Raw genomic sequence first — 26,325 nt, forward strand, 5'->3', positions numbered from 1 at the left:
CTGCGGTTAGAATGCCTGCGCCGGGCTGTGCTCCGCAACTGCCCGTGTCACGTTTTCCTGCCCCCAAGTGTTTGACACCACGCATAAATCTGCGACAATCGGGGCTTCCGGAAATCGGGACCCCTGCATCTTACCCAGGTGACAGTGCGGCCGGGACCGGGGGCGTCATTACCGTGGCGCTCAATGCAGTGACACTGCCGCATCGTCCCAGCTTCCACCTGTCCGCGTTCTTGCCGGTCACCTCCGCAAGAGCCCCCGGGAAACCAAATCAGGGTTTTCTATCTGCGGACACTCTTACTGAAACGTTGAAGAAACGTAGATGAATTTATCTGCTGCGCAGACCGCGTGGCGCAGGCGTCGATGCCTGCGTTGCCTTGTGTCCGGTGCGGCGTGCAACCGAGGTGACAGTCGTGGAAAAGCTTAGCGGTGCGGAGATGATCGTCCGTGCGCTCCAGGACGAAGGGGTGGAATACCTGTTCGGCTATCCTGGTGGTGCGGTACTGCACATATACGATGCAATTTTTCAGCAGGACAAGGTGCACCACATTCTGGTGCGCCACGAGCAGGCAGCGACCCACGCGGCAGACGGCTACGCCCGCGCCACCGGCAAGCCCGGCGTGGTCCTGGTGACCTCCGGCCCCGGTGCCACCAATGCTGTCACCGGCATTGCTACCGCCTACATGGATTCCATTCCCATGGTCGTGATCTCCGGCCAGGTGCGCTCGGACTGGATCGGCGATGACGCCTTCCAGGAAACCGACATGGTCGGCATCTCCCGGCCCATCGTGAAGCACAGCTTCATGGTGCGTGATCAGTCCGAAATCCCGGAAATGATGCGCAAGGCGTTTCACATCGCCACCACCGGCCGTCCTGGCCCGGTGCTGATCGACATCCCCAAGGACAAGACAGCGCCGAACGTCAAGGTGCCCTACGAGTACCCGAAAAAGGTGAAGATGCGTTCTTACACCCCGGTGACCCGTGGCCACGCCGGCCAGATCCGCAAGGCCGTGGAAGAACTGCTCAAGGCCCGGCGCCCGGTGATTTATGCCGGCGGTGGCGTCATCAGTGGCGGCGCCAGCGACCTGCTGACTGCGCTGGCGCGCAAACTCGGCTACCCCGTCACCAATACGCTGATGGGCCTGGGCTGCTATCCGGCCACCGACAAGCAGTTCGTCGGCATGCTGGGCATGCACGGCACCTACGAAGCCAACATGGTCATGCACAACTCCGACCTGATCCTGGCCGTGGGCGCCCGCTTTGACGACCGCGCCACCAACGACACCAGCAAATACTGCCCGGGCGCCACCATCGTCCACATCGACGTGGACCCGGCCACTATCTCCAAGAACGTCCGTGCCGACGTGCCGATTGTCGGCCCGGTGCAGCAAGTGCTGGAAGACATGATCACCATGCTCGACGAGCATGGCGGCCAGCCGGACCAGAAAGCCCTGGCCCGCTGGTGGGAAGAGATCAACGGCTGGCGCGAAGTCCACGGCCTGCGCTACGAGGTCAACAAGGACGGCCCGATGAAGCCCCAGCAAGTCGTCCAGGCCCTGTACAAGGCCACAAAGGGCGACGCCTATGTCACCAGTGATGTCGGCCAGCACCAGATGTTCGCGGCCCAGTACTATCACTTCGACAAGCCGCGCCGCTGGATCAACTCCGGTGGTCTGGGGACCATGGGCTTCGGCCTGCCCGCCGCCATGGGTGTGCAGCTGGCGTTTCCGGATGCCATGGTCGCCTGCGTCACTGGTGAAGGCAGCATCCAGATGAACATTCAGGAGCTCTCCACCTGCCTGCAGTACAACCTGCCGGTGAAGATCGTCAACATCAACAACCAGGCCCTGGGCATGGTGCGGCAGTGGCAGGACATGCAGTACGGCGGCCGCCACAGTCACTCCTACATGGACTCCCTGCCGGACTTCGTGCGTCTGGCCGAGTCCTACGGCCACGTCGGCATTCGCGTGGATCACATCGAAGACCTCGATGCGGCCATGGAGAAAGCCTTCAGCCTGAAAGACCGCCTGGTCTTCCTGGACGTGTATGTAGACCCCTCGGAGCATGTGTACCCGATGCATATCGCAGACGGCGCCATGCGTGACATGTGGCTGAGCAAGACGGAGCGGACCTGATGCGACGCATTATCTCGATCCTGATGGAAAACGAGCCGGGTGCCCTGTCACGCGTCATCGGCCTGTTCTCCCAACGCGGATACAACATCGAAACCCTGACCGTGGCCCCGACAGAAGACCAGACCCTGTCGCGCCTGACCCTGACCACCATTGGCGATGACCGCACCATCGAGCGCATCACCAAACACCTTAATAAACTCATCGAGGTGGTCAAGCTCGTGGACCTTACCGAAGGTGCCCACATCGAGCGCGAACTGATGCTGATCAAGGTCAAGGCCACCGGCGCCCAACGCGCTGAAGTGAAACGCTCCGTGGATATCTTTCGCGGCCAGATCGTCGACGTCACCAGCACGGTCTACACAGTGCAACTGGCTGGCGCCAGCGACAAGCTCGACGCTTTTATCGGTGCCATCGGCGAAACCCAGGTGCTGGAAGTGGTGCGTTCCGGCGTCAGCGGGATTGCTCGTGGAGAAAAGGTGCTGAGCATATAACGGTGTCTTTCGAGTGATGGCGCTTTGACATCAGACCCCGCCTTGTGCGGGGTTTTTTGTGCGTGGCGAGCAGGCTGAATTGTTCCGGCTTCAAGGAATCCGGACAGATGTCTTGTGTCGAGCGTTCTCGGCGAGCCTTTGCCAGTAGGAGGCAGATGCCACAATGCTGCGCACTACAGGTGGCCAATGCAGCCCCTGCTGTTCCCGGAAGTGCGCCATTACGGTGGTATCAAAGCGGACTGGCTGAAGAAAATGCAGCGACTCCGGCGCTGTGTTCATGAGTCTTGGCAGCCCCGGCACTTTCAGCAGTGCCCGGAGCACAGTTATGGGGATATGCCGTTTCGGCGGCTTGCGTCCCAGCGCTTCGGCGATGACGGATAGCAGGCCGGCCAGGTTGGGTGTATCCGGGTCGAGAGCAAGCAGGCGTTCCGGTACCGCGTCAGCCAGGGTGGCTGCGGCAATGGTTGCTGCAAGGGCATCCACACTGATCAGCGGCAGCCAGTGATCCGGGGTGCCGGGAATCATGGACAGGCGACCGGTGGCGAGATTGGAGATCAGGGTAAACAGCGGTTGTGCGGGGTCCAGCTCGCCGGTGATGCTGTGGCCGGAGACGGTAGCAGGCTGGATTTCTACCCAGTCCATTTGCTGGCGCCTTGCGAAAGCCCGCACACGCAGTGCGCCCTCAATCTTGCTGGTCTCGTAAGCACCTGCCTGTGCATTGACCTGCGCCCAGTCGGTGCGCTCCGGCGCGTCTGGCAGGATGCCAAGCCGTGCCAGATGGGCCTGATTCTCCAGCATAAAACCGCTGATCATCACCAGTCTCGCGTTGTGGCGTTGCGCCAGCTCAGCCACGGCGACTGCGCCATCGACGTTGATGTGTCGGGCCTCTTCGGGGTCCAGTCCCCAGGCGAACACCGCCCCCAGATGGATAACCGCTGTGATGGGTGCAAGCGCGTCTGTGATCCCGAGATCCGGTGCGGCCAGGTCGCCGGCAACGCTGCGGACCAGCGTGCCGTTGCCGCCCAGGGCGTCGATGCACTCGCGCAGGTCCTGCAGTTGTGCCGGGCACCGCATGAGGGCCAATACGGGGTGATGATCGGCGGTGAGTGCCGCCAGGACATGTCGACCGATGAAGCCGGTGGCGCCTGTCACGAGAATCGTCATGCTGTTCTCCTTATGGTGTGGAGAGCATGCTCAAGTGTAGAGTGGGGTCTACAGTCAAGAGGGGATTCACATGCGCATTGCTGAGCTGGAACGTCGTACCGGGGTTGGCCGTCATGCATTGCGTTACTATGAAAAGCAGGGCCTGCTGGTGGATGTTTACCGCGGTGATAACAACTACCGGGAGTATCCGGAGGCGGCCGTGGCTCAGGTGAATCTGTTACGGCAGCTGCAAACACTGGGTTTCTCGTTGAAGGAAATACGGCAAGTCCTGCTAGCCATGCGCGCCGGTCATATGGATTGCGCCGAGGGGGCGCAGCGCATGGCTGAGCAGCGCAAGAAGGTGGACGCGCAGATCGCCAGTTTGCGGCAGGCAAGCAAATTACTCGCCCGGGAGCAGCGGCGCCTTGAAGAAAGTGCGGCCCGGCAACGTGCTGAGGGTGAATGCTGACGCCCGGGTTGGGCGTGTCATTTCCGGATTATGGCTCTTTATAAGGAATAATTATGATAGCGGCTTTCAGGGTTCTCGGGATAATCATTGCATGGTTTGCGCTGAATGAGGTGGTGCGGACAGGTTTATACCTGTTTCTGGGAGATGATGCGGACTATGGCGTTCCCGCTGTAGTGGTGTATACGGCAATATTTTCAATTGCAATAAAAGTTGCGGGTGCGGCGCTGCTTCTCTTCTATACTGAGAAGGTAGTGTCGATGCTTCAATTTGGCTTTAATGAGAGCGTCCGGGAACTGGATCTTTCGTTGTCAGTGGCGGCTGCCAGCTTGGTGGGAATCTACTTCTTTATACAAGGCCTCTCTACATCGATATCGACGTATGTGGTGATGCGGATGCGGGTATCAACAATGGATGGGCCTCGCATTGGAGTGTTTGATCTCAATCGGTTTCACTGGGCCTGGCAAGATTTTGTGTATGGCCTGGTCCAGGCGATTCTTGGTGCCATACTGGTCATTGCGGTGATTGCTTATGGAAAATCGATAAAGTCCCGTGGTGAGAGAATTTCCTGAATGGTGGATTGGTGGGCTTGATATGGGGCGGGTAATCGCTTTGTTCATTTCGCTGATGATCGGCGTGACATCCCTGTCGTCCGCCGCGCCTCTTCGCGATGAGAATATAACGGACTCTGAAGTGATCGAGATTCAGAGGCAGGTCGAAAATATGTATCCCGGCGCCATCGTCATGATCTCTGGAGTGACAGCGCCATGCGGGTGCCGCGAGGGTGCCGCTTGTTCAGCAGAGGTCAGGGTGGCTGGTGTTTCCGGGAGTGACCAGGTATCCATGTCGTTATCGAGGATTGATAATGAATGGGTGCCCGGGATCTATTGGCTGTGGTCTCACGAACTCACGCACCTTCTTGAGGTGCGGAGGCAGTCTTCCCGGCGCGAGGCGCTGGTTGCCCACGTAGAAGCTATGCCGGAATGTATCGGGCCAGAACGATAAATACACTATTCAGGAGTGCTTGCGATGACGATAACGATAGAGCTTCTCGGGCCTGTAATCGCGTTGGTTGCCTGGTCAATGGTCATGTGGGTCTGGATGTACGTTACGCGCCTTCCTGCCATGCGTGCGGCAAAGATGACGCCCGATCCAAACGCTCCTCGTGGGCAGCAGATGTCACTGCTGCCGCCGCAGGTGAGGTGGAAGGCCGATAACTATAACCATCTCATGGAACAGCCAACAGTATTCTATGCGCTTGCCATCTCGCTTGTATTGCTGGGGGTGCAGTCCGGGGCGGCCTTGTACCTTGCGTGGGGGTACGTTGCCCTCAGAATTGTGCATAGCCTGGTACAGTCATTGATCAACAAGATTGAAGTGAGATTTTTGCTGTTCGCGCTGTCCAATATCCCGCTGATTGCGCTGACATACATGGCCGTGAAGGCATTCTTGAGCGCCACAGGGGCCGGGTAGCTGCCGGGCTCTTCCGTGGTATATGGGCTGCTTGCTGCCGGCGGCCAACCGGGTCGTCGGCCTCTGGAACGGGGGGCGCGTGAAAGGCACGCCATGCCAGATGTGCCGCTGACTGGAGACTGCACCCGTAATCGGATTACCATGCCAGTCATGGCTCCGGAAGGTCCCCACGGGGCATGATGACGGTGCGCGGGATGGATGGATCAGGCCCATGGCGACAGCGAAGGACAAGCGACGTTACCCCAGAACGGCCCACGAGGTGGCGCTGGCGTTGATTCTGCGGCCCCGGATACCGGGTTCCCCGGAAGCGTCTCGCGGATTGCACGTCAGTACGCGCGATATCTCCCTGACGGGCATCAGTGTCCTCCTGTCTGAGCCGATCAGGCCGGACACGGATGTGGAGCTGTCACTGGTGCTGGAGGAAGACGCTGACAGCGTCTGCCATTTGCATGGCACCGTGGCCTGGTGTGGCCGCAACGATGGTCAGTTGCTGGCCGGCATTGCACTGGATCTGGAGCGCGCCGACGGCCGCACCTGGGCGGGTTGTTTCCAGCCGGATGGCAGCTTCGATTAGGCCCTTGTTATCAGGTCCTTGTTATCAGGCCCTTGCCCTCGCAGCTCCACCTCTCTCATCCCGCCTTCAATCATATACCCCACCATGTCCGCCAGCCCCTCGGCCAGCTGGTCGAAGCTGATGGTCGGGTTATCCTCACTGAGCTGACTGATCATGCTGGCGATACCGCCCTGGATGATGATGTAGGCCATCACCGGGATATTGGGCAGCCGCGCGTACTGCGGGTTGTGGCTGAGGTACTGCATGGCCAGATCCGAAAGGACTCGTTTCACCGGCTCGACATGGGCAGAGGGAAATTGCCGGCCGAGCCAGCGTGCGCAGTTCAGGTAGCGGCCGTTGTCACGTTGTAGCAGGTCCCTGAATGCGAACTGCAGCGTGCGCACGGCGTCGCGCGGGGGCATCCGGGTCAACTCGGGGATCAACGGCTGGACCATGGCCACCACATCGTTGGCGAACTGCTGGTTCATGGCGTCCAGGATTTCTTCCTTGTTGGCGAAGTACTCATACAGGGTGCCGACGCTCACGCCAGCGATATCCGCCACCTTCCGCGTTCCCAGCCCGTCCGAACCGTCCCGTGCCACGGCGATGAATCCGGCCTCGACGATGGACGTAACCGTCTGTTTTGAGCGGGATTGTTGGGGCTTCCTGATTTTGGCCATAACCGAATTGAAACCGATCATCTGTTCGGCTTACTTTGGCAGTGCGGTCCTGCGAGGTCAAACGGTTGTGAGCGAACCCGCCGATGGGTGCCTTTGATCCGCAACCTTTGATCCACAAGGAGACAAACGATGGCGATGATCGACCTGGAAAAGATGCTGGACAAGGTCAAGGTCTCACAGTGGGCCCTGGTCGACATCGACTGGGACGCGCCTGGTGCGGAGCTGATTACGGCGGAGCAGTGGCCGAAACTGCGCGACTTCATGATTGATCTGGTCTGGATCGAACATGTCGGTGCCCGTGGTTTCGCAGCCATGGCAAAGGGCGCGCCAAACGAGACGCTGCGCCAGCTGTACACCTTTTTTTATGCAGAAGAGCAGCGCCACGCGAATGCCGAGATGGCACTGATGAAGCGCTGGGGCATGCTCGAAGGCGATACGCTGCCCGAGCCCAGCAACAATATTCGCCTCGCCGTGGCCTGGATGCAGAACTACGCGGATGACATGCCCTACCATGTGATGGGCACGGTGATCCCGGCACTGGAAGTAGCCCTCGACGGTGCCCTGTGCCAGTTCCTGCTGGACACCGTCGACGACCCGGTATGCCATGCCGTGTTCGACAAGATCAACGACGACGAATCCCGCCACCTGGGTGTGGGTTTTACGGTGATGGAGATGCACGGCCACAGCCCGCAAAGCATTGAGGCTGTGCGCATGATGGGGCGTCTTCTGAAGCCGCAAGTACTGTTGGGCCTGGCGGTGCATTTCCCGCTGCTGAACAAGATGCGCGACAACGTCGTCAAGGCGGGGTTGCCCGAAGAGAAACTGTACGCCGCAATGGCCAAGTTCGAGAAGATCGGCGGGCGAACCAGAAACGGCCGCAAGAACCCGCTTTTCCGCGCGATCAGCAGCCATAACAAGATAATGGCTGACCGCACACAGAAGCTCTACCACATCCCCGTGGACCTGATGGTCAAGGTGACCGACATGATCCCTCAGTGGGCGTTACCGGCCAAGCCCAGTTGGGTGGGCGATGTCACCTGGAAACCCACGGATTGATGGACGCTACCTCGTTGTTGTGATTTCCTTTACTGAACATGCCGTCACAATGAGCCCGCCGTATGGGGCTTCCGTTGCTGCAGTAAAATCCTGGCTGCGTTTCGTGCCCGTCGAGGGCGAGGTGGATAACCATGGCCCGTCAGTCAAAGACCCGGGGGACCTCCCCCCAGGCGCTGCGCGAGCGAGTGCGCGAGATCATCCAGCGGGAGCTCGACGATGCGAGGGCGAAGACCGAGGAGTCCTGGTACTGGGGCAACGTCGGGCCCACGGTGCGCGCAGCCGCCGAAGGCGCATGGGCTCTGGTTGAGTCGGTGCCGCTGACGGATGATCCGCTGGATGACCTTCACTCGCTGATCCTGAAGCTGCAAGCGCGCCGAACGGCCGTGCGTGCGAGTTTGTTCGACGAAGACGGCTATGCCCTGGCCACCTACCATATGATCATCCGTGACGTTCTGGCCCTCTATCGCGCCGCCGGCGGTACGCAGCTGACCGACGAGACGGATGAGTAGCAGATGATTTGGCCGCACATCACATTAATGCAGAGGTGATGACGCAAGTAAGCTGATCAAGTAGATTCTGGTTCTCTTGTATTCATACTTAATAAAAAAGGAAAGAGGTATGTCAGAGGGGATTGAGGGGGGCAATGTGCGTGCCCGGGCGGCGGCTGTGGCCTCCCTGGTTGTTGTTGTCGCTATATATATGCTTTACAAGTTTGTGTCGCCGGGCTTCCCGTTCAGTGTGCTGTTGGCGCCGGTCATCTTTGGTCAGGCCATACTTTACCTGGTGCTTGATAAGGTCGGCTTGGCCAATGCCGTTGGCGAGGATGCGCTGCTGGTGCTTACCTGGATCGCCGGGGGGCTGGCGCTCTGGTATGTGTACTACAAGTTGGTGTACTTCGTATTCTGGTTGCTGGGCTTGTACAAGCCAGTTCAAGCTGTCACAGAAGGCGAGGAAGGTGCGCAGCCGGCCACTACCGAAGATGGCTGGCTGTATCGTGTGGGCCTCGTGCTCAGTGTGCCCCTGTTCGCTGTCGTGGTGCTCTGGTGGCATGCGACAGGCCATGACTCGCAGCATTCTCGCCAGCATAGCGTGGTGCTCACCGCTGCTGAAGCATCATGCTCCGGCAGACCACTCTGTGTTGAGCGGATCGAGCAGCACTTCGAGTCCTGCTTCAGTAGTCACTTTACGCGTCAGGGCACCCGGTGGCTGAGAGCGCGCTATGCCATAGAGCGAGAGGCTTTTCGCGATTGCCTGTTTCCACAAAAGAGGTCGTAGGTGGGCAGCGAATCGTTTACCCAACCAGTGACTCGTAGAGGTTGAAGCCCCCGGGAGAGAATGAATGCGTACAGCTATCCTGGTATCAAGCGCGATGCTGGCTTTTCAGGCTCATGCCGAAGAGCTGTTTGCGCTTAACGCCGGCGCCGAGTGGTTCTATGAGATGGAGGGTGGCGAGGCGCCGGAGGCGGTAGTGCGCATCGACGAGACGCGCTCTGTCCATGGTGTGGTCTGGTACCGCCTGGATGAGTTCGGCGATGTCTTCTGGGTCCGCAATGGCGATGGCGGCCAGATCGAGGCTGTTGAGGCGGGTGACAATGGCCCTGATGAGAAGCGCTTTTATGAGGAGGTGCTGGTGTTCCGCTATCCGGCGGAGCCGGGAGAGCGCTGGGAGCTCTTCGACACTGAGTTTACTTATCAGGGTTTGCGGCCTGTTGATGTCCCGGCCGGGCGCTTCGATTGTCATGCATACCATCTGGATATGGGCGATGGTCGTTACGCCCTGTCATGTTTTGTGCCGAAGATCGGGTTGGTCTACAGCGAGTCGGTGCTCGATGACGGGGAGAAAACAGTGGCCCGCCTGGTGCGATTCGATATATCGCCTGAGCAATGACCCGGGCCATCAGAAAGTGCCCCCGCCGACGGGTCGTTCTGCCGAACCGGCCTGAACCGGTCGGGCAGGTCGGCGGTGCTCGCTGCCCATTGACCAGAGACTCAACCAGAGACTCAACGTGATGCTGAACGTGCTGTATATCGGTCTCGGGGTGCTGTTGCTCACTTGTGGTGGCGAGGCATTGATAAGGGGCGCGCTGGCGGCTGCGCAGCGATTGGGCGTATCGCCCTTGCTCAGCGGCCTGCTGATCGTCGGCTTCGGCACGTCAGCACCAGAACTGGTGGTGTCTGTTGACGCGGCGCTCAATGCGCGGCCGGACATTGCTGTGGGCAATGTCGTCGGCAGCAATATCGGGAATATTCTGCTGGTTCTGGGGCTATGTGCGCTGATAACGCCGCTTGCCGTGAAACCGCTGGCGCTGCGCCGGGATGCCGTCACGGTTTTGGCTGCCAGTATCCTGTTTCTGGTGCTGGTGGGTGGGAGTGCGCTGGCGAGATTCGATGCAGCGATACTGCTGCTTGCGCTGTTGGCGTATCTGGTCTGGGCTTATCGGACAGAGCGCTTTGGCGGAGCGCCTTCGGGCGCACTGCACGAGGCGGAGGCGCAGGAGCTGACCGCGATACCTGGCAGCGTGTTCGGGACCGTTGCGGCGTCTGTGCTGGGGCTGGCGCTTCTGATCCTGGGCTCCCGGGTTTTACTGACAGGGGCGGTGGGCATCGCGGAAGCATTCGGCGTATCAGAGGCCGTGATCGGCCTGACGCTTGTTGCGGTGGGCACATCGTTGCCGGAGCTTTCGATTTCCGTGATCGCCGCATTTCGGCGGCATGCAGATGTCGCGATCGGGAATATTCTGGGCAGCAATATCTTCAACCTGTTGGGTATTCTGGGGATTTCTGCATTACTTCAGCCGCTGCCGGTCCATGCACGAATTTTACAGTTTGATCAGTGGGTGATGCTGGCTGTATCGCTGCTGCTGTTGGTCTTCCTTTACACAGGCAGGCGGTTAAGTCGGATTGAAGGCGGATTACTTGTGTTGGGATACGGTGCTTATCTGGGGCTGAGTTTTACGGTGTTTAGCGCATAGCGTATGGAGATGCGAAGTGCCGGGCGTATACGATGAGATGATATCCGGTTTGTGCTGATGCCACGGACAGGAGTGCTGGAAATGGAGCCCTGCCCCATCCGGGGCGTCATCAAATCGGAGTCTGGAATCAATGTTCTGGGTAATCGGGATCACCGTGCTTGCCACCGTCCTGTTACTGGTGTTCTTGCTGAACTTCAAGACACCGGAAAAAGTGATGGAGCAAAAGGTCGGGCATCGGCACGCAGTTTCTGATCCGCAATTTCGGCGCGAGATGTCGGTTCTGCTGGGCCCGTCGATAGTAGGCGGTAACCGTGTGAGTGCACTGCAGAACGGCAATGAAATTTTCCCGGCAATGCTGCAGGCAATCCGGTCGGCGCAGACGTCCATCACCTTCGAGACACATATCTACTGGTCCGGAAGGACAGGTGACACGTTTGCCGACGCTCTCTCAGAGCGTGCCCGTTCAGGGGTGCGGGTCAGCGTTATTATCGACTGGGTTGGTAGTAGCAAGATTAAGCAGTCCATGCTGGACGCCTTGGTGGCTGCATGTGGCCGCGGGGTGCGTGTTCGAATCCTGTTGCCTGGTCCCTATATCGACTCACTGACGGTCAAGGTGGCCTCCAAACACGATTGGGGAGTGCTACTGCGGGCCGGCGCGCTGATATCAGTTTATCAACCCACCATGCTCCACACCAAACTGATGGTGATTGATGCCGAGTTTGTTTCAGTGGGTTCAACCAATTTTGATATGCGTTCGATCCGGCTGAACGACGAAGCAAGCCTGAATATTTACGATCATGGTTTTGCCAGCAAGATGGCGGTCGTTTTCGAAACTGATCTGCAGCTTGCGGTGCCATATTCCCTGGACCGCTGGAGAGCCCGCCCGCTGCGAGACAGGCTCTATGAGAAGGTTCTGTTGCCAATCAGGTCGCAGCTTTGATGCAGGGTGAAAGTGGATTCTCGTCGGTTGGGCACCGCACAGACCCGATTGTGATCTTCAAATAACGTGGGGCATTCATCCTTGATCTGTATGAGTACAGGGTAGGGGGTGTGACCCGGCCTGAATAGTCATTTGGAGATCAGATTATGAATAAGGATCAGGTAGACAGTCACCCGCGCAACGAGGACGAGAAAGCCCGGGAAGCCGCCAGGAAGGCAGCCGAGGGAAGAGGTAAAGAGGAAAATAACGCCGAGAAGCAGGGCGGTAACAATGCTGCCGTGCTGGGAGACATCAATGACGACGCCGGCAAGGCGCCGAAATAAATGGCTCCATGGTCAAGCCGCAGGGCTTGATCGGCGCTGACGCCAGCTCATCAACAGGATGAGCCGGCGTCAGTAGATGGCGGGAGTGCCATAATGTCGCGTACTGATCCGGAGAGTCTCTCGGAGTCGCCAGCAGCATTGGTTGCGTCGGTGGCGGTGCTCTTTGTGGAGAGCAATGGCGATGCTGCCCGGTTGGTTGAGGTGGCATTGCACAGTGCCGGCGAGGGCCGGTTTCAGGTTGAAAGAGTGGCAACGTTGGCGGGCGCGCTGGAGCGTCTGGCACGCGGCGACATAGAGGTTGTGCTGATCGGCACGAATCTGCCTTGCTGTCTCGGGGCTGACGTCTTCAAACCCTTGCGGCTGGCAGCCCCCGATGCGTTGGTGCTGCCGCTCGGTGAAGCGGGCACACCATCGGCGTGGTCCCATGACAAAAACGGTGGCTGCGCTGAAAGTGCCATCGACCTGAGCTGGTTGCTGGGCGCTCTGGATTATGTCGCGCGGCGCAAGGTCGCTGAGGCAGCATGGCGCCGGGCGGATGAAGCCCTGTTTGAAGAAAAGGAGCGTGCGCGTGTGACGCTCGGCTCCATAGGTGATGCGGTACTGGTCACTGATATCCAGGGTAACGTCACTTATCTCAATCAGGTTGCTGAGAATCTGACGGGATGGGGCAGTGCTGCGGCGATTGGCAAGGCGCTGCCTGATGTCTTCAACATCACCAACAGTAAAACGGGTAAGCGCGCCAGAAATCCGGCGTTGCACGCTATGGCGGAGAACGCCACGGTGGGATTGGCGGCGAACTGTGTTCTGCACCACCTTGACGGCAGCGAAACCGGTATTGAGGACTCAGCGGCGCCGGTCTATGACCGGCACGGTGAAGTCACCGGTGCGGTGATCGTGTTCCGCGATGTCAATCAGTCCCGTGCGGTGACACGCAAGATGGCCTGGTTGGGTAGTCACGACTCACTGACCGGGCTGGCGAATCGGGTGCTGCTTGAAGAGCGCTTCAAACAGGTGGTCAGTCTGGCCAATCGCAATGCAAGACAGGCTGCCATGCTGTTTGTGGATATGGACAACTTCAAGCAGATCAATGATGTACTGGGCCATCGCGTCGGCGATCATGTTCTGCAAGCGGTGGCCGGGCGGCTTCTTCGTGGTGTGCGTGACACTGATACCGTTTGCCGCCACGGCGGCGATGAGTTCGTCATCCTGCTGGCGGACGTGGCCAGCCCTGCGGCGACCGAGCAGGTCGTGACCAAATTGCTGGCCCTGTTCAGTGAACCCTTACCGATTAACGGCCATAAAGTGAAAGTGGCCATGAGTATAGGTATCAGCATGTATCCCGCCGATGGCAAGGATATGCACGCCTTGATCGGGCATGCGGATGTCGCCATGTATCAGGCCAAGGCACAAGGTGCCAACACCTTCGGATTTTGCGCGGCCAGCCTGTAATCCCTTCCTGTACTTCTCCTGCGTTGTAATTCAATGTATATCCGCCATCTGTGTTCTGGACAAGGCTATGGCGCCTTGCAATAGTGGATGGCCATTTTTTCTCGAACCTCAACGACGCCTGGTGGCTGGCAATCACCGGCATCGGGCGCTATCCGGATTGCGGGGTTTGAGGCAGGCGAATACCAGCACACATTACAGGGAAATAATTCGTCTGCACTGTTCCATGGAGGATCAGAGCCATGTCCGACACGCCTTCTCCCAACCAGAACCGTCTGCTGGCCGCCCTGTCAGATTCGGTTCGAGCACGAACATTTCAGTATCTGGAATATGTGTCATGGCCCCTGGGCACGGTTGTACAGGAGTCCGGTGACGATGCCCACTATGTGTATTTTCCGACGGATTCTATTGTCTCATTGCTCTGTGTGGCGATGGACGGCGGCTCGGCGGAAATATCAGTAGTTGGCAAGGATGGTGTTGTGGGCATTGCGTTATTTATGGGCGGTGGCAGCACGCCCAGTCGCGCAATCGTCCAGAGCGCCGGCGGGGCTTACCGGCTGGCCGGGAAATACCTGCAGGCAGAATTCAATCACTCGGATCCGGAGTTCCGGCGGTTGATGCTGCGTTATACTCAGGCGTTGATTACGCAGATGGCGCAAACCGCCTACTGTAATCGCCACCATAGTATTGTTGAACAGCTTTGCCGTTGGCTGCTGCTCTCCCTGGACCGGCTGGATTCCAACAAGCTGGTGATGACCCACGAACTGATTGCCAATATGTTGGGCGTGCGCCGGGAGGGTGTTACAGAAGCAGCGGGTACCTTGTATCGCGCCGGTGCTATCGAATACCAGCGGGGCAAGATTACAGTTGTGAATCGGCAGAAACTGGAAGAAATATGTTGTGAGTGTTATGCGGTGGTGAAACGGGAAACAGATCGCCTGATGGCGGGGGGCGATGATCAGCCCGGGGTGTGATGGCAGCCCAAAGCGGTGCGGTCTTTCGACCGCACCTTGCCTTGTTGACTAATACGCCGTTGATCAATCCTTCTCGATAACGATCTCCACCCGACGATTCTGCTGACGACCTGCTGCTGTGTCGTTGCTGGCGATGCCTCGCTGCAAGCCGAAACCTGATGCGGAAAGCCGGTTGGCAGTAATGCCCCGCTGGGTCAGATACTGTTTGACTGACTCGGCGCGCTGCAGCGAAAGTCGCTGGTTGTAGTCCGCGCTACCTACGTTATCGGTATGGCCCTCGATCAATGCGCGCTGGTCGGGATACTGATCCAGGAAGCTGACAAGCTTGTCCAGATTGCTGTTGGTGCTGTCGCGCAGCTGGGCGCTTCCGGTATCAAATAGCACATCACCGAGGGTGACAACCATGCCGCGCTCGGTTTCCTTTGCTTCGAGCTCGGCAAGTCGCCGTTGCATGTCCGCCTCTGAACTGCGTGCTTGCGCTGCATCGGCATGGGCTCTGTCAGCTTCGCGAGTACGTGCCTGCAATCGTGCCTCACCGCGTTGCTCGCCGAGCTCGGCGCGCTGATCCTCAGCCAGCTTGGTCGCGGCTGTGGCACGCGCGATCTCTACCCGGCGATCGGCCATATAGATGCGGTGCGAAGCCAGTGCTTTCTCGGAATCGGGTAGCGGACGTTCTGCGAGCTGCACGGCCTGCTCTGCCTCCCGGAGCTCGACACGCGCGCGTTCGGACAGTTCGGGATCATTTTGTAGTGCAGTGAGTTTATTGCGCACCTCTATGGAGCCATCCGGACTTGTCGGCTGGCTGGCGCAGGCCGAAAGTAGCAGCAGGGATACCGCGAGCGCGGGCAAGGCGCCTGCGAAAGTCTTTTGACGTCCAGTCAGAGCATTCATTGTTGACCTCCCATACGCTGCAATTCTTCATTCAGTGCATCGGCATCCTGGTGCAGTTGCCGGTTGACCTGCGAGGCTTTGGCGGTCGCTGTCCTCGCGATGGCAAGCTCTGCAACGACCCTCGCCTGTTGTGCCAGACGTTCCGCATCGAGCATATCCTCTGACTCGACAGCCTTCTCGGCTTGCATGAGCTTCTGTTTGGCCTCATCCAGCTCGGCGCCGGCATGTTGACGTGCGTCGGACTGCTCGGCACTGGCAATCGCCTCTCTGGCAGAGGTCAGTGATCCTGTCGGGGGTTCGGGTGTCGACGCGCAACCAACAAGTATTGCGAGGATGACAGCCAGACCAGCGCTCATGCTACGCCGTCCAATCAAGCCTGGTTCTGATGATTTGTGCATCGTTTCTCTCCGTATACCCGTACCGTATGCCGCAGGATGCCGGCCACGATGTTGTGGGCCCATCCCGGGTCAAGCCAGCAGATGAATGCTGAAGATCAGGATAGGAGACGCGGAGAGTCGGGTCGGTACGTTGGCACACAAAAGAGAAGCTATGTTTCAAGGTCGCGGCGTAACGCCTGTTCCAGCTCCTTGGTTTCAGTGATCTCGACAAAAGTGATTACCACGCCGTCGACGACGTTCTCAACCCGATAGTAGGGAATGATGCGGATGGCAAACCAGCGATCGCCGGTGGCGCGAATCTGTTTCTCGGAGAAAGTGAGCGTGCGCATGGCTTCCCGGGCATCCGCATGCATCTCCGGGTAGTCCAGCTGGGTTGTGAGATCGCTGAGGGGGCGTCCAATATCGTTTTCCCTGATGTTGACAAGCTTTGCAGTTCGGTCGGTATAGCGCCTGACATGCAGCTCCTTGTCCAGGAACAGAATGGCGATCTCGATGCTGTTGAGCAGATTCTTCATGTCGCTTTGGGCCAGCGCCAGATCATCCAGTTTGGTCTGCATTTCCGCGTTGATGGTTTGCAGCTCTTCGTTCATGGACTGCATTTCTTCCTTGGATGTGGTCAGTTCCTCATTGGTCGACTGCAGTTCCTCGTTGGCGGATTGCAGTTCCTGCCGGGACGCACGTGCTTCTTCGCGCAGGTCATGTATTTCATTGCGACATTCCTGTAGCGCTGCTTCGTGGGTTGCTTCGATCGTGATCTCGGTTTCGCTACCGCGCTCTGCAACGGTCGTCCGATACTCATCACGAAATACAATCATTGTTGCGCCGCGCAGCGCGGTCGGTTCGCGAAGGGCCTGCACTGTGACATCGACGCCCTGGCTGCCTCCGCCCGGCAGTGCCACGCGCAGCCCGTAGAGATGTAGCGGTTCGCTATGTGTCTGGGCCTCCTTGATGGCCACCGCGATCGGGGCGCGCAGGCCGTCGCGCGCCATGGCGTGAAAATTCCAGTTGGCCTTGCCTGCAGCCGGTTCCAGATATTTGCCGGTGCGCCCGTTGATATAGAGTATGTCGCCGTCGCCCGTAATCAGGACCGCAGCCGGCGCGTAGACCTGCAGAAGGACATGGTCTGCAGCGGCCTGCAGATTATTGACGGGCGTTACGCTGTCATTGGGCATGGTGTTCTCCAGAGCGCTCTCGAGGGCGCTTTCCAGGGCGTTCTCAGCGAGGCTCGTCGACAAAGGCGGAAAGGAGTTCATCATGAAATCCAGTCCGCCGCTCGGCGCATCATCCTCGCGGCGGTAGAGACGCAGCCGGGGGCTGAGAGGCGTGAAAAGATGATTGAATGGCTCTGTCGTCTCGGCGCTGCCCAGCACCAGCATGCCGCCTTTGCGCAGGCTGTAGTGAAAAAGCGGTATCAGACGCCGTTGCAGGCTGGCATCGAAGTAGATCAGCAGATTGCGGCAGGAGATGATGTCGAGTTTGGTAAAGGGCGGGTCGAGCACCACGTCCTGTTCCGCGAACAACACCATGTCGCGGATGCTGCTGTTGATCTGGTAGCCGTTTTCGTGAGCAACAAAGAAGCGTGCCAGCCGCTGCTTTGACAACTGCTCCTTGATGGACGCCGGGTATCTGCCCCGGCGCGCCGTGGCGACGGCATCCGGGCTCAGGTCGCTGGCGAAGATCTGAAGCGAGAAATCACGGAATGTATCGTCCTGCTGGACCAGCTCTTTGAACACCATCGCCAGCGAGTAGGCCTCCTCCCCGGTGGAACAGCCTACGATCCAGGCGCGCAGCTCTGGCTCTGTAGCGCGGTCTTTCAGCAGCGCTGGTAGCGCGACTTCTGCCAGATGTGCCCAGACGGGCGCGTCGCGAAAGAAACGCGTTACCCCGATAAGCAGCTCTTTGAAGAGAAGGTCGATTTCGTGGTCATTCTCTTGCAGGAAATCGGCATAGCTGGATAGCGTTTCCTGTCCGTGAATTGCGATGCGTCGCTCAATGCGGCGGTGCAACGTGCTGGGCTTGTAAAGAGAGAAGTCATGCCGGGTCCGTCGTTGCAGCAGCCTGAAAATGCGTTGCAGCGGTGCAACCTCCCGGCCAGCGCCGTCGCCATGACTCACCGCGAGGGCGGGATCTTGCGCCTGGGCGATGCAAGCCATGATGCGGTCCGGCAGCTCTGCAGCCGATGCAATGATATCGGCACAAGCAGCGGCGACGGCATTCCTCGGCATGGCGTCGAACTGTGCCGAGTCCGGCTGCTGCACAAGCGTCAGTCCACCGACCGCTTTGATAGCCTGCAAGCCCAGCGTGCCGTCGGAGCCCATGCCGGAAAGCACTACGCCGATAGCACGCTCTCCCAACGCGCCGGCCAGTGAAGAGAACAACACATTGATGGGCAGGCGCAAGCCCCGCGGCTCGCTGGGCGCGGCCAGTTGCAGTAGCCCCTTGGCAACGCTGAGCTCGGTATTCGGCGGGATGACATAGACACAATCGGGCCGGATGGCCATGTTGTGCTGCGCTTCGTGAACCGGCATGTCGGTGACGCGCTGCAGCAGTTCCGGCAACAGTGCTTTATGGGTGGGGTCAAGATGCTGCACCACGACGTACGCGAGGCTGCTGTGTGCCGGTACCCCGGCAAGGAATTGTTCCAGTGCGGCCAGGCCGCCAGCGGAGGCGCCGATGCCGACGATGCGCGGGGCCGGTGGGGCAGGCGGGTGGGTGCCGGGAGCGTTCGCAGGAGAGTCCGCTGCTGTCAGGGAAACCATGTGGAGCCTTCTGCCGCGCGGTTAGGGTACCTGGAAACAGACTAGCAGAACGCAATGCTTATCGGGGGAAAGATTCGCCATTATCCGCAATAGCCTGGAGTTGTTGTCAGCGTCAGCCGCAAAGACCTCGCCAGCTTGTCCTGAAATACCCTGGCGCAGCCGTTCCAGCATCCCGGCCAGCACTGACTGGCTGTCGGCGGTAAGCAGGCGATCCATCTGACTGCCGCGCAGGGAATCCGGCGCCACGCTGAACATCTCCGCACCCGCCTGGTTTATCTTGAAGATTTTGCCTTCGAAGTCGACAAGCAGATAGCCGATGGGCGCGCTCTGGTATAGCGCCTTGTAGAGCATGAGCTCGTCGGACCGCGCATTGGCGTCGTTCTGTATCACCTCGTTTTGCAAGTCAATTTCTACCTGATGGACTTGCAACTCGTGCAACAGCTTCAGGGCGTCGCCACTGGTCAGGGGATCACTGGATAGCCGATGCAGCAGATTCAGCGCATCCAGGCCCAGCGAGTAGTTTCCGGCTGCGATGGCCGTGCCCGTCTTGAGACGGGTTTCGGCCATGTCCCGCAGTCTGGTGTCAATACCGGTTTCGGTGGCGGATGCAGACATCGTGACTCCAGCGGTTACAGAGATGTGCGGGTGATTGATGTGCGGGTGATTGTGGCGGCGAGAGTAACGGGTCAGATGCGCCGCCCCTTCACTACGCGTAACACGATCACGATCACAGCGATGACCAGAAGAATATGAATCAACCCGCCCATGGTGTATGAGCTGACAAAGCCCAGCAGCCAGAGTGCGACAAGGACGATTGCGATGGTTTCCAACATGAGTGGTTTCCCTGTGTTGTTGTGAAGGGTGCTGTCCTGGATGGTATTTTTGTAGGTGGGATATCTTGCGCTACGCACGGATGTTCCGCTGCATTGCAAGCAGTATCACACCGCACAGCGCTGCGGCCGCGCCGCCGATAAGATACCAGGTGGTGGACTCCGTGAAGCGACCGGCAAAGGTCTCAAACACCTGTTCGCCGACACTCTGGGATGCCTGGTAGCCGAAGAAGAACAAGGCCGCGCCGCCGATAAGCAGCAGGATTCCGAGGATGGTTTGTGGCTTCATCATGATGCACCCGCGTTATGAATGATTGCTTTCGGCTGCAGCGTCCGGATCGGCGCGCCCGAATATGCAAGGTTCATATCAAACTGGACTGTCTGTGGCAGCCGGTCTGTGCGTTGGCCAACATACCTGGCCTGCTTTGCGGGGTGTTGTGACAGGGTGCATGGGCCGGAGAACGGGCCATGCACCGCAGGGTCAGATTGGAACAGGGCCAAATCAGAAGAAGAACAGATACCCCAGTTCGATCTGGTTGGCTTCCGCATCAAAGAAGCGTGTCAATGTCACGGTAAAGCGGTCATAGGACAGGCCGGCACGCAGGCTGGCCTGGTCGACGAGGTCGTTGGTGTCATAGCGCAGCACACCCTCGATCAGCATGCGCGGGTCCGGCGCGGTGCGGAAGCCCGCCTCCACGCCAAAGCCCACATCATCCAGGTTGTCGGAAGCGCCCTCGATGCTCACGAGCTGGAAGTTCAGGTCTGCAGCCGCGTAGGCAATGGTCGGGTTGGCCATGTCCAGGCGCGTCTGGTAGCCCGCGCCCAGGTAAGTGCCGAAGGTGGAGACGTCGCTTGTGGCGAAGCCACCAAAGCGCACATCCATATGCACCATGACGCCGTTGCCATCCTGGCTGTCGCTGAAGCCCGCAGCGTCGTGCCAACGCCAGAACAGCCCATCCAGATCGTTGTCGTCGTTGGTATACACGCCAATGGTATTCATGCGTAGCATCCACTCGGGCGTTTCAGCGTCTTGTGCCATCACCGTTCCGGTGAATCCCCCGGAGAGAAGGCCAGCGGTCAGGAGACCGGTCAGCAGTTTCTTTTGCATTGTGTCGCTCCATGTTCGGGCCCGATATGAGCCGGTGGTTGGGAGGGACAGAGGCCTCCGCCTGAACCGCGTGCCTTGGTGTGTTGATGCAAATGAGACCCCCTATGCATATAAGTCGGCCCATTGCGTGTAAGTTTGGACGCTTGTTTTGGTTTCTGAACGCTTGGGGGAATAATGCTGAATAAAATGTCTACCGCCTCGGCGCTGCTCGGGGCGGTATTGCTGTTGTCTGCCTGCGGCGGCGGCTCGGGTTCATCAGGCCAGGGGCCGGGGCAGAACGTCGGCCCGCCCTGGATGGACAGCCTGCATCACGGGGCGTTATCGGTGCAGCATCTGGGCCCCACTGAGGTTGTGATCGACTGGCCGATGGTCGACGGCATCACCTACGACCTCTATATCACCGCTGAACAGAATACTGACCCCACCAACCACGGCGCCTATGGCGCCACGCTGATCCCGGATGCCCAGCCGCCGGTCCAGCATGCTGGCCTGGTGCCCGGCGAGCCGGTGTATGCGGCCCTGGGGATCGACGGCGAACTGGTGGCCTGGACCAGCTTTGTGCCCAATGTCGCGGGTTTGAATGGCGCGCCGCGGGCGCAGGCCGTGGCCGACGACGGGGTGCGTTTCGTCGGTGGCAACTTCACGGTGGTGTCGCCGGTGGTGGGGTTCGGGGCCGCGTTTGCCAGAACGGCCGATGCACCGCATGCCCTGGCGTTTCCCGAGGTCAACGGCCCGGTGGACGCGGTGCTGTCGGATGGAGAAGGGGGCTGGTTCATCGGCGGACGCTTTACCACGATTGGAGGGCAGTCCCGCGCGCGGATCGCGCATATGGACCATCTCGGCCGGGTCACCGACTGGAACCCGGGTGTGACAGGGAGCGCCGTGGAGGCGTTGCTGCTGCATGACGATGTGCTGTACCTCGGTGGTCAGTTCAGCGCGGTGGGAGGCGTGCCACGCCAACAGCTTGCGGCGATCACTCGCACTGGCGAGGTGACGGCGTGGGGCGCAAGCGTTACAGGCACTGCCAGCGTGGCGGTGAGGGCGCTCGCCCTGCGTGACGGGCTGATCTATGTCGGCGGGAATTTCAACGCGGCGGCAGGTGTGCCGCGACAGCGCCTGGCAGCGTTCGATCTGGAGGGCGCCCTGGTGGACTGGGCGCCCGGGCTGGACGCTCAAGTGTTCGCGTTGCTCGTGCACGACGGGGTGCTATACGTGGGGGGCCAGTTCTCGCAGGTAGACGGAGCGTCGCGGGGCATGTTGGCCGCGTTTAATGCAGACGGCGCGCTGACCTCCTGGGGCACTGCAGCCACCATCGGGAATCCCGTCAAGGCCCTGGCGGCCTATCAAGGTGTGATCTATATCGGTGGCGAGTTCGGCACGCTGACGACGGGCTCGGGCCCCGGCCTGGGCGCCATGAGTACGGCCGGGGAAATATTGAGCTGGGCGCCTGCACCGTACGGAAATACGCTGGGTATTGATGCGCTGGCGGTGCGCGATGGCGTTATTTACGCAGGCGGCCGTCAGGCCACGGGTACTCAACCCGCTGAGCCGTGGCCGTGGATGTGGGCCTTCGATACGTCGGGGGCGAGCGTGCCCTGGGCCGCCGGGGTCAACGGCCCGGTCAATGCGCTGGCGGTGGATGACACCACGGTCTACGCCGGCGGGAACTTCACCGGCCTGCGTGGCGTCTGGCGGCACCGTGTGGCCGCATTCGGGCCAGCGGGCAACCTGCTGCCCTGGGCACCGGTTCTGACGGGCGGTGGCACGGCGGCCGGTCATGTCAATGCGCTGGCTACCCAGGGTGAGCGCATTGTTATCGGTGGCGGGTTTACCCATGTAAACGGGGCGCTTCAGCCACGTCTGACCGCGATGGAACGAAATGGTGATCTCGTCAGCGCGCCCGCCTTCAGCGATGCCATTCGCAGCCTTGCCATGGTGGGGGATCAGCTCTACGCAGGAGGTGAGTTCACCGTGGCGAATAACAGCCATGACCAGCCTGATGTGGTACGAGAGCGACTGGCGCGTCTGAATATCAGCGCATCCGCGCTGACGCTGGCGGATGCGCTGCCAGCGGTCAAGGAGGGTGCCGTGACGATGATGGCGGCGGCGGGTAGCACCCTGTACTTCGGCGGTAGCTTTACGCAGGTGGGTGTGAGCACGGTGCCCGGGCTGGCGGCCATGGAGGGAGGGGCCTTGCTGGACTGGACGTCGGGCTTGCCGGGCTCGCTGCGTGCGCTGGCAACGGGTAACGGGCGGCTGGCGGTGGGTTATGCAGCCCACGGCTCGGCTGGCATGCCGTCTTTTCTGGCGCTCTACGATGGCGACGGCGAGCTTGTGAATACGGGGCTGTCACTCAACCAGGCGGTGCTGGCGCTGGCGGCCGATGACACCACGCTGTATCTCTCTGGCGATTTCAGCCAGATCCGTGGCGATACGCCGCGTTCGGGACTGGCAGCGGTGTCACTCTATGACGGGACGCCGCGGCCGTGGCAGCCGGTGCTGGACAGGCGGCCGGACGGGCTCGCGGTCCACGAGGGCACCGTGTACGCCATCGGCGAGTTCAAGCATGCAGAGGGCCGGGTGCGCGCGGGCATGGCCGCCTTTGATCAGGCGGGTAATCTGCTGTTGCGCTGAGGCTGCCAGTGGCCGCGCCAGTTCCCGGTGGCCTGCCGATGGCGAGTATAGATGTGCAGGGCGTACTGGCCTGTCGGGCGCTCGCGCAGCGCCTGTTGCACGGCCAGCAAATCGGGGCTGATGTGCGCGGCGCTGTCCCGTGCTGCTGGCGCATCAAGCGAGTCGGGGACCGACCAGGGTGTGCCAGGGGGCAACAGGATGGGCCCCAGCATGCTGCACAGGGCGATGTCCGCCAGGCTCAATGTGTCGCCGACCATAAAATCACTGCTGCGTGACTGTGCCAGCGCGTCAGCCTGATCGAGCAGTACGGCCAGGGCCTGACGTGTGGCGGGGATATGGCGGGGGTGCGCCTTGTACAGATATTTTACGGCGGCGCGAAATGTGGCTTCTGCCATGCGACGTTTGAGCGCAGAGACCGGCGCATCCTGAAAATACATGGCCACCGGAATGGGGGTGTCGATCAGGTGCGACATGACCAGTTGGCGCACCTTCTCGCCGATGCGTTCCGCCAGGATATTGATCGCCAGTTGAGTGTCGCGCAGCGGCGGGTCGGCATGTAGCAGAGGCGGCATGTCGGGGTAGTGCCTGTCCAGATGCAGGGCGATGGCGGTACTGTCACCCACCCATTTGCCGTTGTCGTTCAATGCCGGAATGGTGCACACGCGGGTGCGTGGCCATAAATAAAAGCGATGCAGGCCGGGGTAGAGATTGTGGACCTGATAGTCCAGGCCTTTGGCGTCCAGCAGCCAACGGCCTTTTTCGGCGAAATGTGACAACGGAAACTGATACAGGATACGAGTCATAAAAGCCTCACCAGAGGTGACTGTTGCTGTGGAGTGTCAGAATCACGATAGCGCCATCACGTTGCCCGAGGGTCAGCTTGACCTCGTTGCGTTGACCGGCGTCCTGGCCGAAGAGCTTGTGTCGCTCGGTTTCGGTAAACCCTATTTCAAGCGTGCCATCGGCATGTGCGGTATAGCGGGGTGTTTCGAAGTGCTGTTGCACATCGCTGGCAAAGTGCCAGAGCGTGCGTCGGTGTTGCAGAAAACGGTGGCGGGGCAGGGTGAACTGCTGTGGTGCTTCATCGCCGGGCTGCACCAGCGCGATGTGCAATACGGCGTCCTCGGCGATCAATGCGGCCAGGCGTTCCGGCGCTTGTGCATTCAGGGCGGCCTGGTACCGCTGGAAGAACTGTTGTCCGTCGCTGCGCGTCAGAGCGTTTCTCTGGTCGGTGTCGCCCCGCGGGACGTGCAAGGGCTCGGCGTGCAAGGACCCTGTGTACAAAGACATAGCGCCACCCAGGCAAAGCAAGCACAGCAGGCACAACAGGTGCTGTTTTTTATTCGCGATCATCGGTGCACTCCGCCCGGTCAGGTTCTCTGGTGCAGCGCACCCGTTTCATCAGTCGCATCATCAATGGGTCATAGTGGCCCGCCTCCGTCAGCGCGATGCGGGCTTCGTCGAGTAGCTGGTCGTAGGCAGCCCGGTCCGCGTCCGGCGGCGGAAAAAAGAACAGCATTTCGTCTTCAGCAGCCTCCACCAGCCGCAAGGCACGGGAGAACTGGTCCAGAAAATAAGCGCGCGTATGGTTGGCGTAATCTGCGGGAAAGCGTTCGTGACGCAGCACGAGTTGCAGGGAGAGCTGTGCCACGGGTAGGTCAACCACCGCGCCCGTGGCGCCGACACCGCGATAGATTTCCAGCGGCATGTACGCGGCCGCTGGCGCCGCGATCACATCCACGGCACCGTTATTGAAGCGGTTGGAGAAGTTGCTGACGTCCGAGGGCACCGGCAGCGCACCGATGCGCAGCGCCATCATCTGCTGGGCCGGGTCATGCTCCAGCACGGCCAGGCGTTTGCCGGCCATCTTGCTGACGTTATTGATGCGGCGATCATTGAGAAAAATGTAGGCCGCACCCAGCGGCAGCAGGCCGGCGACCTCGTATGGCCCCTGGCGCATGCGCGCGGCCAGTTCGGGGCGTGCCAGTGCGGTGAACAGCATCTTCAGGGTGTCGTAGTCCTGCAGGCCGCCGATGGCATCCACGCTGCCGGTGAACCTATTGAACTGGCGCGCACGCATGCCCGTCAGCAGGGCGCCATCGCATTGCCCCGCCTGGAATTCCTCGGCGGCAATGCGCTCATTGGTGACCGGGCGCAAGGTCAGCGGGGCGCCCAGCGCGTGAGAGGCCAGCGCGAAATCACGCATGGTGTCGAAGGGTTCGCCGTGTACGCCGGTCAGGCTGAACACGCACACTGTGCGGGTTGGTGCCGCGCTGGCGCTTGCCATGCCCGACAGTGTGCTCAACAGCAGGGCCAGGGCGACCCCGAGTGTCCGTGTCATGCTGCTTCCTTATGTGTACAATGCTCACATTGATCCTGCCGGGAAAAGTATACAGTGTCAACATCAGGAAAAAGCAAGCCGTCAGACAACCAGAAAGACCCGCGCTACCACCACGGCAATCTGCGTCGTGCGCTGGTGGATGCCGCCCTGGGGCTGATGGTGGAAACCGGAGGCACGAGCTTCAGTTTGCGCGAAGCCGCGCGACGGGTCGGGGTGACGGTCAACGCCAGCTATCGGCATTTCCGCAACAAGGATGCGCTGATGGTGGCTATTGCGGCGGAGGGCTTTCGCCGTTTCAGTCAGGCGCTTATGGATGGCGCGGCGACGGGATCGTCGGCGCGTGATCGGTTGTTGGGTAGCGGCCGGGCGTACGTGCGTTTCGCGCGGGCCAACCCGTCGTTGTTCCGGCTGATGTTTGGCAGTGTCAGCGCCGGCGATGCCGGGCGCGAGGATGAAGAGCTGGTCCTTGCCGGCAGTGCGGCGCTGGATGTGCTGAAGTCGGGGTTGGCCGCATTCATGAACAAGCCACCGGAAAGCCCGGCGGTGACGGTGGCGGCGTTACGGGCCTGGGCATTGGCGCACGGGTTGAGCTACCTGCTGCTGGACGGGCAACTGGCGCACCTGCCGCTGGACCCCGACGCCCTGATTGATCAGGTGATCAGTGCCGATGTCTGAGGCGCCGCACACAACGGCGGGTTATGCGCCACATCGAGTC

The 26,325-nt window shown here is 60.2% G+C and carries 29 protein-coding genes; 17 read left to right on the forward strand and 12 right to left on the reverse strand.

Features of this window, described 5'->3' with window-relative positions; all coding sequences use genetic code 11:
• Window positions 1-410: 410 nt before the first annotated feature.
• Both K8B33_RS15645 and ilvN read left to right on the forward strand, forming a co-directional pair.
• Complete coding sequence (locus K8B33_RS15645) at window positions 411-2,132, forward strand: acetolactate synthase 3 large subunit (protein ID WP_223428227.1); 1,722 nt, start codon at window positions 411-413, stop codon at window positions 2,130-2,132.
• Entirely contained in the window at window positions 2,132-2,623 is a 492-nt protein-coding gene (gene ilvN / locus K8B33_RS15650; protein ID WP_223428229.1) for an acetolactate synthase small subunit, read from the forward strand. Before K8B33_RS15645 ends, ilvN begins: the two co-directional genes overlap by 1 nt.
• 90 nt (window positions 2,624-2,713) lie before the next feature.
• Here ilvN and K8B33_RS15655 read toward each other — a convergent pair whose 3' ends face one another.
• A complete protein-coding gene (locus K8B33_RS15655; protein WP_223428230.1) occupies window positions 2,714-3,787 on the reverse strand; it encodes an SDR family oxidoreductase in 1,074 nt (357 codons plus the stop codon).
• A 70-nt stretch (window positions 3,788-3,857) separates the two neighbouring features.
• On the opposite strand from K8B33_RS15655, the gene K8B33_RS15660 reads away from it, so the two are divergent.
• The 4 genes from K8B33_RS15660 to K8B33_RS15675 all read left to right on the forward strand — a co-directional run bounded on the left by K8B33_RS15660 (window position 3,858) and on the right by K8B33_RS15675 (window position 6,279).
• A complete protein-coding gene (locus tag K8B33_RS15660) occupies window positions 3,858-4,235 on the forward strand; it encodes a MerR family transcriptional regulator (RefSeq protein WP_223428232.1) in 378 nt (125 codons plus the stop codon).
• Between the two features lie 53 nt (window positions 4,236-4,288).
• A complete protein-coding gene (locus tag K8B33_RS15665; protein WP_223428234.1) occupies window positions 4,289-4,804 on the forward strand; it encodes a hypothetical protein in 516 nt (171 codons plus the stop codon).
• Between the two features lie 457 nt (window positions 4,805-5,261).
• Window positions 5,262-5,705, forward strand: coding sequence for an MAPEG family protein (locus K8B33_RS15670; RefSeq protein ID WP_223428235.1), 444 nt, complete (start codon window positions 5,262-5,264; stop codon window positions 5,703-5,705).
• Between the two features lie 211 nt (window positions 5,706-5,916).
• Window positions 5,917-6,279, forward strand: coding sequence for a PilZ domain-containing protein (locus K8B33_RS15675; protein WP_223428236.1), 363 nt, complete (start codon window positions 5,917-5,919; stop codon window positions 6,277-6,279).
• Here K8B33_RS15675 and K8B33_RS15680 read toward each other — a convergent pair.
• On the reverse strand, window positions 6,276-6,938 hold the full coding sequence (locus tag K8B33_RS15680) for a TetR/AcrR family transcriptional regulator (RefSeq protein ID WP_223428237.1): 663 nt from the start codon (window positions 6,936-6,938) through the stop codon (window positions 6,276-6,278). The genes K8B33_RS15675 and K8B33_RS15680 overlap by 4 nt on opposite strands.
• Window positions 6,939-7,067: 129 nt before the next feature.
• Here K8B33_RS15680 and K8B33_RS15685 point away from each other — a divergent pair, with 129 nt between their 5' ends.
• The 9 genes from K8B33_RS15685 to K8B33_RS15725 all read left to right on the forward strand — a co-directional run bounded on the left by K8B33_RS15685 (window position 7,068) and on the right by K8B33_RS15725 (window position 14,649).
• Complete coding sequence (locus K8B33_RS15685; RefSeq protein ID WP_223428238.1) at window positions 7,068-7,994, forward strand: ferritin family protein; 927 nt, start codon at window positions 7,068-7,070, stop codon at window positions 7,992-7,994.
• Window positions 7,995-8,125: 131 nt separating this feature from the next.
• Entirely contained in the window at window positions 8,126-8,503 is a 378-nt protein-coding gene (locus tag K8B33_RS15690) for a hypothetical protein (protein ID WP_223428240.1), read from the forward strand.
• Window positions 8,504-8,612: 109 nt separating this feature from the next.
• Window positions 8,613-9,269, forward strand: a complete 657-nt coding sequence (locus K8B33_RS15695) for a hypothetical protein (RefSeq protein ID WP_223428242.1) — start codon at window positions 8,613-8,615, stop codon at window positions 9,267-9,269.
• A 64-nt stretch (window positions 9,270-9,333) separates the two neighbouring features.
• Window positions 9,334-9,882: a hypothetical protein gene (locus tag K8B33_RS15700; protein WP_223428244.1), complete on the forward strand. Its 549-nt coding sequence runs from the start codon at window positions 9,334-9,336 to the stop codon at window positions 9,880-9,882.
• A gap of 121 nt (window positions 9,883-10,003) precedes the next feature.
• Entirely contained in the window at window positions 10,004-10,966 is a 963-nt protein-coding gene (locus K8B33_RS15705; RefSeq protein ID WP_223428303.1) for a calcium/sodium antiporter, read from the forward strand.
• A 130-nt stretch (window positions 10,967-11,096) separates the two neighbouring features.
• Window positions 11,097-11,906 (forward strand): phospholipase D-like domain-containing protein, encoded by an 810-nt coding sequence (locus K8B33_RS15710; protein ID WP_223428245.1) that lies wholly within the window; start codon window positions 11,097-11,099, stop codon window positions 11,904-11,906.
• A 146-nt stretch (window positions 11,907-12,052) separates the two neighbouring features.
• Window positions 12,053-12,229: a hypothetical protein gene (locus K8B33_RS15715; RefSeq protein WP_223428246.1), complete on the forward strand. Its 177-nt coding sequence runs from the start codon at window positions 12,053-12,055 to the stop codon at window positions 12,227-12,229.
• 93 nt (window positions 12,230-12,322) lie between these two features.
• On the forward strand, window positions 12,323-13,678 hold the full coding sequence (locus K8B33_RS15720) for a diguanylate cyclase domain-containing protein (RefSeq protein WP_223428252.1): 1,356 nt from the start codon (window positions 12,323-12,325) through the stop codon (window positions 13,676-13,678).
• A gap of 239 nt (window positions 13,679-13,917) precedes the next feature.
• Complete coding sequence (locus K8B33_RS15725) at window positions 13,918-14,649, forward strand: Crp/Fnr family transcriptional regulator (RefSeq protein ID WP_223428254.1); 732 nt, start codon at window positions 13,918-13,920, stop codon at window positions 14,647-14,649.
• Window positions 14,650-14,712: 63 nt separating this feature from the next.
• Here K8B33_RS15725 and K8B33_RS15730 read toward each other — a convergent pair whose 3' ends face one another.
• The 7 genes from K8B33_RS15730 to K8B33_RS15760 form a co-directional block, all read right to left on the reverse strand.
• Window positions 14,713-15,540 (reverse strand): OmpA family protein, encoded by an 828-nt coding sequence (locus K8B33_RS15730; RefSeq protein WP_223428256.1) that lies wholly within the window; start codon window positions 15,538-15,540, stop codon window positions 14,713-14,715.
• The gene (locus K8B33_RS15735) at window positions 15,537-15,896 is read right to left on the reverse strand and encodes a DUF4398 domain-containing protein (RefSeq protein ID WP_223428257.1); all 360 of its coding nucleotides are present in this window, start codon (window positions 15,894-15,896) and stop codon (window positions 15,537-15,539) included. Before K8B33_RS15735 ends, K8B33_RS15730 begins: the two co-directional genes overlap by 4 nt.
• Window positions 15,897-16,087: 191 nt before the next feature.
• Window positions 16,088-18,697, reverse strand: coding sequence for a chemotaxis protein CheB (locus tag K8B33_RS15740; RefSeq protein ID WP_223428259.1), 2,610 nt, complete (start codon window positions 18,695-18,697; stop codon window positions 16,088-16,090).
• A gap of 21 nt (window positions 18,698-18,718) precedes the next feature.
• Window positions 18,719-19,312, reverse strand: coding sequence for a PAS domain S-box protein (locus tag K8B33_RS15745; protein ID WP_223428261.1), 594 nt, complete (start codon window positions 19,310-19,312; stop codon window positions 18,719-18,721).
• Window positions 19,313-19,383: 71 nt separating this feature from the next.
• A complete protein-coding gene (locus K8B33_RS15750; protein WP_223428263.1) occupies window positions 19,384-19,530 on the reverse strand; it encodes a lmo0937 family membrane protein in 147 nt (48 codons plus the stop codon).
• 70 nt (window positions 19,531-19,600) lie between these two features.
• Complete coding sequence (locus tag K8B33_RS15755; RefSeq protein WP_223428265.1) at window positions 19,601-19,819, reverse strand: DUF3185 family protein; 219 nt, start codon at window positions 19,817-19,819, stop codon at window positions 19,601-19,603.
• A 210-nt stretch (window positions 19,820-20,029) separates the two neighbouring features.
• The gene (locus tag K8B33_RS15760; protein WP_223428267.1) at window positions 20,030-20,635 is read right to left on the reverse strand and encodes a hypothetical protein; all 606 of its coding nucleotides are present in this window, start codon (window positions 20,633-20,635) and stop codon (window positions 20,030-20,032) included.
• Between the two features lie 174 nt (window positions 20,636-20,809).
• Here K8B33_RS15760 and K8B33_RS15765 point away from each other — a divergent pair, with 174 nt between their 5' ends.
• Window positions 20,810-23,269 carry a hypothetical protein gene (locus tag K8B33_RS15765; protein ID WP_223428270.1) on the forward strand — a complete coding sequence of 820 codons (2,460 nt, stop codon included), beginning with the start codon at window positions 20,810-20,812 and terminating at the stop codon, window positions 23,267-23,269.
• Here K8B33_RS15765 and K8B33_RS15770 read toward each other — a convergent pair.
• Genes K8B33_RS15770 through K8B33_RS15780 form a run of 3 tightly spaced genes read right to left on the reverse strand, consistent with a single transcriptional unit; the run spans window position 23,242 to window position 25,610 of the window.
• Window positions 23,242-24,072: a glutathione S-transferase family protein gene (locus K8B33_RS15770; protein ID WP_223428272.1), complete on the reverse strand. Its 831-nt coding sequence runs from the start codon at window positions 24,070-24,072 to the stop codon at window positions 23,242-23,244. The two genes, K8B33_RS15765 and K8B33_RS15770, sit on opposite strands and share 28 nt — an antisense overlap.
• 7 nt (window positions 24,073-24,079) lie before the next feature.
• Complete coding sequence (locus K8B33_RS15775; protein ID WP_223428274.1) at window positions 24,080-24,559, reverse strand: nuclear transport factor 2 family protein; 480 nt, start codon at window positions 24,557-24,559, stop codon at window positions 24,080-24,082.
• Between the two features lie 49 nt (window positions 24,560-24,608).
• A complete protein-coding gene (locus tag K8B33_RS15780; protein ID WP_223428276.1) occupies window positions 24,609-25,610 on the reverse strand; it encodes a putative solute-binding protein in 1,002 nt (333 codons plus the stop codon).
• A gap of 54 nt (window positions 25,611-25,664) precedes the next feature.
• Here K8B33_RS15780 and K8B33_RS15785 point away from each other — a divergent pair, with 54 nt between their 5' ends.
• On the forward strand, window positions 25,665-26,285 hold the full coding sequence (locus tag K8B33_RS15785) for a TetR/AcrR family transcriptional regulator (RefSeq protein ID WP_223428278.1): 621 nt from the start codon (window positions 25,665-25,667) through the stop codon (window positions 26,283-26,285).
• The last annotated feature ends 40 nt before the right edge of the window (window positions 26,286-26,325 follow it).

Source organism: Alcanivorax limicola (assembly GCF_019931215.1).
Lineage (GTDB): Bacteria > Pseudomonadota > Gammaproteobacteria > Pseudomonadales > Alcanivoracaceae > Isoalcanivorax > Isoalcanivorax limicola.